Below are 8904 nucleotides of genomic sequence, written 5' to 3' on the forward strand. Positions count from 1 at the left end.
GCGCGCGCTGACCTCAAACAGAGATCGGGAAGAAGACCGATCGGCCTGCGCGGGCGCGCACATTGTGGATAACGAGGACGACGGCCTGGCGCGGCCCTGATCATCCTGGCTTTCCTCGCAGTCGGTTGTTTAGCAACACGCGGCATTGCCAAACAGACAACCTCCGGGGTTTGTGCCTACACTGGCAGACAGCAGGGATCATTCGTCCCCGTCACGTCCATGGAAGGAGCCCATCTTGGACCGCTCTCGCGCCATCGTCATCGCCACCGTGCTCGTCATCGTTTCCATCGCCGCCCCGCTGGGCAGCATGATGTATCTGGCCTGGACCCGCGCCGTCAACGAGGAGCAGGCCCGCCTCGAACTGTTCGCCCGGCGCGCCATACAGCGCGCCAATATCTCGTTGCGCGAGATCCGCTCCGCGCTCTACGCGGTCGAACCGCTCAACCTGCTGCCCTGCTCGTCCGACCACATCGCTCGCATGCGCCGCCTCACCGCCAACACGCGCACGGTCGACGAAATCGGCTACTTCGAAAACGGCCTGCTCAAATGCACTTCCTGGGGCCTGGTGAACGAACGCGTCGAACAGACGCCGGCCGACTTCGTCACCGAAGACGGCCTCGAAGTCACGCTGCGCATGCAGCCGCTGATCACGCAGGGCAACGCCATGATGGCGCTGCAATACCGCTCGCACAACGTACTGACCGTGCCGTCACGGTTCTCCGACGTGATCCTCGACCCCGGCATGCGCCTGGCCGTCGCCACCGGCAGCGGTCACATCCTGGGCGACCTCAATGCGCCTGACCCTGACGTGGTGCGCCGCGTGGTCGCTAATCCGGCCAACGGCATCGACGACGAACGCCTGATCGCGGTCGCGCGCGGCGACAACATGGTCGCGGTGGCGATGGAGCCGCGCAGCTTCCTGTTTGAACGCATGCGTGAAGAAGAACTGCGGCTGGTGCCCATTGGCGTGCTGCTCAGCGTGCTGATGGTCGGCCTGGTGATGTGGAGCCTGCGGCGGCGGCTGTCGCCGCTGGGAGAACTGGAAATCGCCGTGAAGAAACGCGAATTCATCGTCCACTACCAACCCATCATCGAGCTGGCCGGCGGCAACGCGCCGGGCAAACTGTTCAGCGGCGGCCTGCACACCGGCGACGCGCTGATGCTGATCGCGGTGGCCTCCAATGCGCTCTACGGGGTGTTGCTGAAACGCTGGTCGCTGCCGTTGACGACGTGGACGCAGCTGTATGTACAGGCCATGTTCGGCAGCCTGATCCTGTTGCCGTTCTGGCTGGCGGCGCCGGCTTCGCCGCTGACCGCACAGAACCTGCCGATGGTGTTGTACGCCGGCCTGCTGGCGTCGATCGGCGCACCGTTCCTGTGGATGAACGCCATCAAGCATCTGGGCGCACCGCGCAGCGCCTTGTTCGCCAACCTGCTGCCGTTGCTGGTGGCGCTGGCGGCATGGGCGCTGCTGGGCGAACAGCTGCACGCCTATCATGCGCTGGCCGGTGCGCTGGTGCTGGCGGGAGTCATCTGGGGCCAGCGCAGCGCGCGCTGACCTCAAACAGAGATCGGGAAGAAGACCGATCGGCCTGCGCGGGCGCGCACATTGTGGATAACGAGGACGACGGCCTGGCGCGGCCCTGATCATCCTGGCTTTCCTCGCAGTCGGTTGTTTAGCAACACGCGGCATTGCCAAACAGACAACCTCCGGGGTTTGTGCCTACACTGGCAGACAGCAGGGATCATTCGTCCCCGTCACGTCCATGGAAGGAGCCCATCTTGGACCGCTCTCGCGCCATCGTCATCGCCACCGTGCTCGTCATCGTTTCCATCGCCGCCCCGCTGGGCAGCATGATGTATCTGGCCTGGACCCGCGCCGTCAACGAGGAGCAGGCCCGCCTCGAACTGTTCGCCCGGCGCTCGCATGCGCCGCCTCACCGCCAACACGCGCACGGTCGACGAAATCGGCTACTTCGAAAACGGCCTGCTCAAATGCACTTCCTGGGGCCTGGTGAACGAACGCGTCGAACAGACGCCGGCCGACTTCGTCACCGAAGACGGCCTCGAAGTCACGCTGCGCATGCAGCCGCTGATCACGCAGGGCAACGCCATGATGGCGCTGCAATACCGCTCGCACAACGTACTGACCGTGCCGTCACGGTTCTCCGACGTGATCCTCGACCCCGGCATGCGCCTGGCCGTCGCCACCGGCAGCGGTCACATCCTGGGCGACCTCAATGCGCCTGACCCTGACGTGGTGCGCCGCGTGGTCGCTAATCCGGCCAACGGCATCGACGACGAACGCCTGATCGCGGTCGCGCGCGGCGACAACATGGTCGCGGTGGCGATGGAGCCGCGCAGCTTCCTGTTTGAACGCATGCGTGAAGAAGAACTGCGGCTGGTGCCCATTGGCGTGCTGCTCAGCGTGCTGATGGTCGGCCTGGTGATGTGGAGCCTGCGGCGGCGGCTGTCGCCGCTGGGAGAACTGGAAATCGCCGTGAAGAAACGCGAATTCATCGTCCACTACCAACCCATCATCGAGCTGGCCGGCGGCAACTGCGTCGGCGCCGAGGCGCTGGTGCGCTGGCTGCGTCCGGACGGCAGCCTGGTGCAGCCCGACCTGTTCATTCCGCTGGCCGAAGACAGCGGCCTGATCATGGCGATCACCGACCAGGTCATCGACGAGGTCATGGAAGATCTCGGCGAATTGTTGATCAACGACCGCAGCGTGCACATCGCCATCAACATCGGCGCCGACGACATCCGCAGCGGCCGCGTCATCGACGTGCTGCAGCACGCGCTTGCGCGCAGCGGCGTCGAAGCGCAGCAGATCTGGCTGGAAGCCACCGAACGCGGCTTCATCAACGTGCTGCCGGCGCGCCTCACGCTGGGCAATGCCCGCGCGCTCGGCCACGCCGTGGTGATCGACGATTTCGGCACCGGCTACTCCAGCCTGTCGCACCTGCAGAGCCTGCCGCTGGACGCGCTCAAGATCGACAAATCCTTCATCGACACCATCGGCACCGACTCCGCCATCAGCAGCGTCACGCCACACATCATCGGCATGGCGCGCACGCTATTCCTCAAGATCATTGCCGAAGGCGTGGAGACCGAGGCCCAGGCCGACTACCTGCGCCGGCAAAAAGTCGATTACGCGCAGGGCTGGCTGTATGCGATGCCGATGCCGGCGGCGGCCTTCATCGCCTATCACCGGCAGAACCGAAGTGCGCAGGAGGTGATGGCGCAGGCGGCGCAGAATGACCGGGTTGCTCCATCTGCCCGCGCGTGATCAGCGGCGGAATTTTTATTCACGCCGTCGATTTTCCCTCTGAAATTCAGATTTTCAATCTGAGCTTCGCCAGCAACGGCGCTCCGAACAGGTTCACGATCAGCCCCACCATCAGCAAGGCGCCGCCGATCAGGTGCACCGCCTGCAGCGCTTCCCCGAAAGCCAGCCAGCCGGTAGTCAGGCCGACCAGCGGCACCAGCAGCGTGAACGGCGCGATGCGGTTGACGGCGTAGCGCGACATCAGGAAATTCCACACCGCGTAGCCGAACAATGTCGAGGCCCAGGCGATGTAGGCCACCGCGGCAAACGATTGCAGGCTGAAATGCTGCAGCGCCGAGCCGATGGCGGCCGGTCCTTCGATCAGCCACGACAGCAGCAACAGCGGCAGCGGCGGCACCAAGCTGGCCCACACCACGAACGCCACCTGGTTGATCGGGCCGTGGCGGCCGACCGCCCGGCTGACGATATTGCCGCATGCCCACATGGCCGCCGCTGCAATCGTCAGCAGGAAACCGTTGAGCGGCATGTTCGCGCCGTGCGCGCTGCCGATCAATATCAACCCGGCAGCGGCCAGCGCGAGGCCGGCCAGCTGGTTGGCCTGCCATTTTTCGCGCAGCCAGAGCACCGTCAGCAACAAGGTGAAGAAGGACTGCGACTGCAGCACCAGCGAAGCCAGTCCAGAGGGCATGCCGACGTGAATGGCGCTGAACAGGAAGGCGAACTGGCCGACCGACATGGTCAGTCCGAACGCCAGGTAAAGACGCAGCGGCAGCTTCGGCGGGCGCACGAACAGCAGCGCCGGGAACGCCGCCAGCAGGAAGCGCAAGGTCCCCAGCAACAGCGGCGGCACGCCGTTCAGGCCGACCTTGATGATGGCGAAGTTGACGCCCCAGACCAGGATGACCAGCAGGACGAGCGCGACGTGGGCGGGACGCATGGGTTGAGCGAGCATGGCTTGATGACCTGTGAGTTGAGCTTTGATGAGCGGTGACAGCCGGACATTTTATCGCTTGGCGGCGATAAGGATCGCCATCATGGAATCGCGGCCGATGCCGTCATGGCCTTCGCCGGACAAGCGGCGGACCGAATCCGCCATGCGCGCGACGGCTCAGGATTTTTCGTCGGCCGGGCGCAACGTGCCGGGATAGTTGCGCGCGATCCAGAGGTAGATGCCGCTGACCAGCACCGCGATGGCGAGCAGGTCGAGCAGCGCCCAGATGATCTTCAGCGGCAGGCCGCCGTAGTCGCCGAAATGCAGCGGCCGCGACAGCTCCAGCGCCTTGAGGTACCACGGCAGCGTCGAGGTGGAGACGATCCTGCCGCGGCATGCTTCGAGCAGGATCGGCGTGAACATGCGCGAGGTCAGCGGCGTGTTCCCCACCGTCCATAAGGTGTAATGCTGCGCGCTGCCGAAGCGCGCGCCGGGAAACACCACGCTGCTGATGCGCTTGTCGGGCAAGGCGCGGCGCGCAGCGGCAACAATAGCGTCGACCGACAGCGTGCTTGAGCACTGCGGTTCTTTCGGGTCTTTCGCCGCCTGAGCCGCCTGTGCCGCCTGCGCCAATAAGCGCGGCATCTCTTGCGCGCTCCACAAACCGAACAAGGGCTTGGACAAGGTATTGATGAAACCGGTGAGTCCGACCGCGCACATCCACGCCAGCACCGCGACGCCGATCAGGTTGTGCAGGTCGAGCCAGCGCAAGCGTCTGCCGCGCGCGAACCGTACTGCACCGAAATCCAGCTTGCGCATGTACGGCCCGTACAGCACCACGCCCGACACCAGCGCCGCCAGGAATAGCAAACCCGCCACGCCCAGCAGTAAATCGCCCGCCAGGCCGATGAAGAGATTCTGGTGCAGCTGCAGCATCACGTGCATGAAGCCATGCAGCGCCGGCGTCTCGCTGAGCAGCGTCGCCGTGCGGGTGTCGTAGATCAGCACATGGCCTTGCGCCGCTGTGGCGTCGGCGCTCGCCGCCATGTTCAGCGACAGCCGGCGCGGCTCTTCCTTGTCCCACACCATGAAGCGCAGGTGCTGGCCCGGATAGCGTGCATGCGCGGCCGCGATGATGCGGTCGAGGCTGGCGTCGGGCGTACCCGCTGCGACCGCCGAAATCGCCACCTCGGGATCGAAGACGGCGTCGATCTCGTCGCCGAAAATCAGCGGCAGCCCGGTCAGGCACAGCAACAGCAGGAACACCGTGCTGACCAGGCTGGTCCACTTGTGCACGCGATACCAGGTCGTCATCGGAATGCCGCCCACCTCAGCGCTCCGTCATCACCATTGGTAGCGCGCGGTGGCCAGCACGGTGCGGGTCGCGCCCCAGTAGCACAGGAAGCCGTTGCTGCAATAGGCCAGGTATTCCTTGTTGAACAGGTTGGCCGCGTTGAGCGCGAATTTCCAGTGCTGGTCGTAGTCGTAATGAATCGCCGCATCGAACAGGGTGCGACCGCCGACGGTCGTCAGGTTGTCGGCCGTGCCGTAGCTGCTGCCGACATAGCGCACGCCGCCGGCGAAGCCGAGCTTGTCGAGCGAACCGCCGTGGATGGTGTAGTCCAGCCATGCCGACGCCATCTGGCCCGGTTGCGCCACCGGACGCTTGCCCCTGGTGGCGGTATTCGACCTGGGGATGTCCTGCACCATCTTGTTGATCGAGGCGATCGCCTTGAGGTTCTCGGTGAGGTTGGCGTGGGCTTCGAATTCGATGCCGCGCGAACGAATCTCGCCGGTCTGGACCGAGCGCGTCGGGAACACCGGATCCGGCGTCAGCACGTTTTGCTGGCGCAGGTCGTAGACCGCCAGCGTGAACAGCGCGTCCGTGTTCTTCGGCTGGAATTTCACACCCGCTTCATATTGCTTGCCGGTGGTCGGCACGAACGGCGCTGCGCCGGTATTGCTGCCGATGGTCGGCTGGAACGATTTGGCGTAGCTGACGTACGGCGCCAGGCCGGAGTCGAACTGATACGTCAGGCCGCCGCGCCAGGTGAAGGCGCTGTCGTTCTGGCGGGCCACCGTGGTGACGGCGCCGGTGCGCTGGACGTCGTTGCTGGTGGTCCAGTCCTTGCGGCCGCCCAGTTGCAGCGACCAGTTGCCGAGCTTGACCTGGTCTTGCAGGTAGGCGCCGACCTGGGTCAGCGAATAGTCTTCGAAGGTGGTGATCTGCGCGGTGCTCAGCGCGGCGAAATTCGGATTGTAGATGTTGATGCTGCCGGTCACGGCGCCGCCGCGGTTGACGCCGCCGAGCGTGCGCTGGTAGTCGATGCCGACCAGCGTGGTGTGCGCCAGCGCGCCGGTGTTGAATTTGATCTGCGCCTGGTTGTCGACCGCAAAGTTGGTCAGGTGCTCGCGATTGATGTTGGACCAGATCGGCACGGTGCGGTTGTCGGCCGCCAGCGGACCGGTGATCGAGGTCTGGTAGTAGTCGATGTCGTCATGCAGGTAGCGTACGTTCTGACGCACCGTCAGCGCGTCGCTGAAGCGATGTTCGAAGATATAGGCCAGCGTGCCCTGGGTGCGCTCCATGTGGTCGCGCTGGGGATCGCCGAAATAGCTCTTCGACGAGATGCGGCCGTTCGGATTGATGCCCGAGGCGGCCGCCAGCGGCACCGGATTGAACAGCCCGCCGGCGGGATCGTGCTGCAGGCTGGTGAGGATGGTCAGCGTGGTGTCGGCGCCCGGCTTGATGGTGACCGAGGGCGCGATGGCGTAGCGCTCTTCGCGCACGTGGTCGGTCTGGGTGCCGGCGTAACGGCCGAGGCCGGTGACGCGATACAGCACCTTGCCGTCGGCGTCGACCGGACCGCCCATGTCGAAGCCGACCTGGTAGCGGTCATTGTTGCCGGCCTGGAAATCGATGCGATGGAAGGCTTCTTCGGTCGGTCGCTTGCTGACCATGTTGACCACGCCGCCCGGCGCGGCCTGGCCGTACAGCACCGATGCCGGACCGTGCAGCACTTCGACGCGGTCGAGCAGAGACGTGTCGATGCGCGGCGTGACGAACCAGGTCGCGGTCTTGACCAGTTTGAGGCCGTCCAGGTAGGAGTCCAGGTCGAAGCCGCGCGCCGACAACTGGTCGAAGCGCAGGTCGTTGTCCTGCGAATACACGCCCGGCGTGTAGCGCAATGCCGCATCCAGTGTCTGCGCCGCCTGCGCATCCATCTGCTCGCGCGTGACGACCGAAATCGACTGCGGCGTTTCGACCAGCGGAGTATCGGTCTTGGTGCCGGCCAGGCTGCGTTTGGCGACATAGCCGTTGCCCGGACCGGTGGGCGAATCGGCGTCGCGCACGGCCGACACCGTGACTGCCGGCAACGCCGTCGCCCCAGCCGGCTCCGCGCTCTGCGCCTGGCTGATCAGCGGCGCGCCGAGGCACAGCGTCATCGTCGCAAGTTGAATTGCTGAGAAGCCGAAAACCATGTTCTGCCTGGACATACCTGTTCCCTATCGATGTGGATGTTGTTTTAACGACGATGCAGGAAAGGTTTCGGCATGGCTGTGCCGGCCAGCAGGCGGGAGCAGCGAAGATGGTCGAAGGAGAAGTCCGTGAGCAGAAAGCTGCCGCATCGGTCGATCAGGAAATTTGGCGGCGGCTACGTCTGCCCGTGTCGACTACGATATTTTATGGTGTCCGAAAATTTTTGTAATGCCAACAAAGTGCGCAAATGCGCCATAATTCGGCTTGATTACACGATATTTAATCATTTTTTTGCAAAATGGACAAAATCTGGCGTAACACTTATGGCTCAGGCTACCGGCGCATGCCGCGTCCCGTGGTGGTCCGGGCCTTCGATTACCAGGACGGTTATCGCGAGATCTGGCACAGCCACGAGCAAGCCCAACTGGTCTATGCCACCAGCGGCGTGGTGCGCATCCTGACGCCGGCCGGCAGCTGGCTGTTGCCGCCCTCGCGCGCCATGTGGATCGTGCCGGGCGTCGATCACGAGCTGCATGCGGTGGGCGCGGTGGCGCTGCGCAGCGTCTACTTCGAACCGGACGCGGTGTCGTGGCTCAGCGCCGATTGCAGCATGATCGAAGTCTCCGGCCTGCTGCATGAGCTGATCGTCGGCATGCTGGCCGACCCGCTCGAATACGCGCCCGACAGCCGCGCCGCATTGATCGCGCCGCTGTTGCTGCGCGCCTTGCAGGATGCACCGGCCGCGCACGGCGGCCTGCTGCCCTTGCCCACCGACGCGCGGCTGCGGCAGATCTGCGAAAAGCTGATGCACGATCCCGGCAACAACAACACGCTGGAAGTCTGGGGCGAACAATTCGGCCTCAGCACGCGCACGCTGGCGCGCCACTTCCGCGACGAGACAGGACTCAGCTTCGGCCAGTGGCGCCAGCAGATGCGCGTGAGCGAGGCGGTGTACCGCCTGATCCTCAAGGAGCCGCTGGCGCGCGTCGCCGAGACGCTGGGCTACGCCTCGCAGTCGGCGTTCATCACCATGTTCCGCAAATCCATGGGCACCACACCGCAACGTTATCTGACGTCGCTGGGATAAGTCGCCCGCCGCTCAGTAACCTGGGGCGTTGCACATAACTTCGCATCGGCTCTCAAATCTATTCGCCTGTCTGATTTCAAAAATCAGAGTTTTCAAAAAAAAAACCCCCCCCC

The 8904-nt window shown here is 64.5% G+C and carries 6 protein-coding genes; 3 read left to right on the forward strand and 3 right to left on the reverse strand.

The window, feature by feature from the left end; translation table 11 throughout:
- Positions 1 to 235: 235 nt before the first annotated feature.
- Both HLUSI_RS31995 and HLUSI_RS30230 read left to right on the forward strand, forming a co-directional pair.
- Positions 236 to 1558, forward strand: coding sequence for a CSS-motif domain-containing protein (locus HLUSI_RS31995; protein WP_083831031.1), 1323 nt, complete (start codon positions 236 to 238; stop codon positions 1556 to 1558).
- A 369-nt stretch (positions 1559 to 1927) separates the two neighbouring features.
- A complete protein-coding gene (locus HLUSI_RS30230) occupies positions 1928 to 3292 on the forward strand; it encodes an EAL domain-containing protein (RefSeq protein WP_202946944.1) in 1365 nt (454 codons plus the stop codon).
- A gap of 46 nt (positions 3293 to 3338) precedes the next feature.
- On the opposite strand, the gene HLUSI_RS0122790 is transcribed toward HLUSI_RS30230, so the two are convergent.
- From HLUSI_RS0122790 to HLUSI_RS0122800, 3 genes are all read right to left on the reverse strand, one after another.
- On the reverse strand, positions 3339 to 4229 hold the full coding sequence (locus HLUSI_RS0122790) for an O-acetylserine/cysteine exporter (protein ID WP_016836144.1): 891 nt from the start codon (positions 4227 to 4229) through the stop codon (positions 3339 to 3341).
- A gap of 171 nt (positions 4230 to 4400) precedes the next feature.
- A complete protein-coding gene (locus HLUSI_RS30235; RefSeq protein ID WP_040503813.1) occupies positions 4401 to 5537 on the reverse strand; it encodes a PepSY-associated TM helix domain-containing protein in 1137 nt (378 codons plus the stop codon).
- Positions 5538 to 5567: 30 nt separating this feature from the next.
- Positions 5568 to 7721 (reverse strand): TonB-dependent siderophore receptor, encoded by a 2154-nt coding sequence (locus tag HLUSI_RS0122800; RefSeq protein WP_157137971.1) that lies wholly within the window; start codon positions 7719 to 7721, stop codon positions 5568 to 5570.
- Between the two features lie 326 nt (positions 7722 to 8047).
- Here HLUSI_RS0122800 and HLUSI_RS0122805 point away from each other — a divergent pair, with 326 nt between their 5' ends.
- Complete coding sequence (locus HLUSI_RS0122805; protein WP_238534066.1) at positions 8048 to 8791, forward strand: AraC family transcriptional regulator; 744 nt, start codon at positions 8048 to 8050, stop codon at positions 8789 to 8791.
- Positions 8792 to 8904 lie beyond the last annotated feature (113 nt).

This window comes from Herbaspirillum lusitanum P6-12 (genome assembly GCF_000256565.1).
Taxonomy (GTDB): Bacteria; Pseudomonadota; Gammaproteobacteria; order Burkholderiales; family Burkholderiaceae_D; genus Herbaspirillum; species Herbaspirillum lusitanum.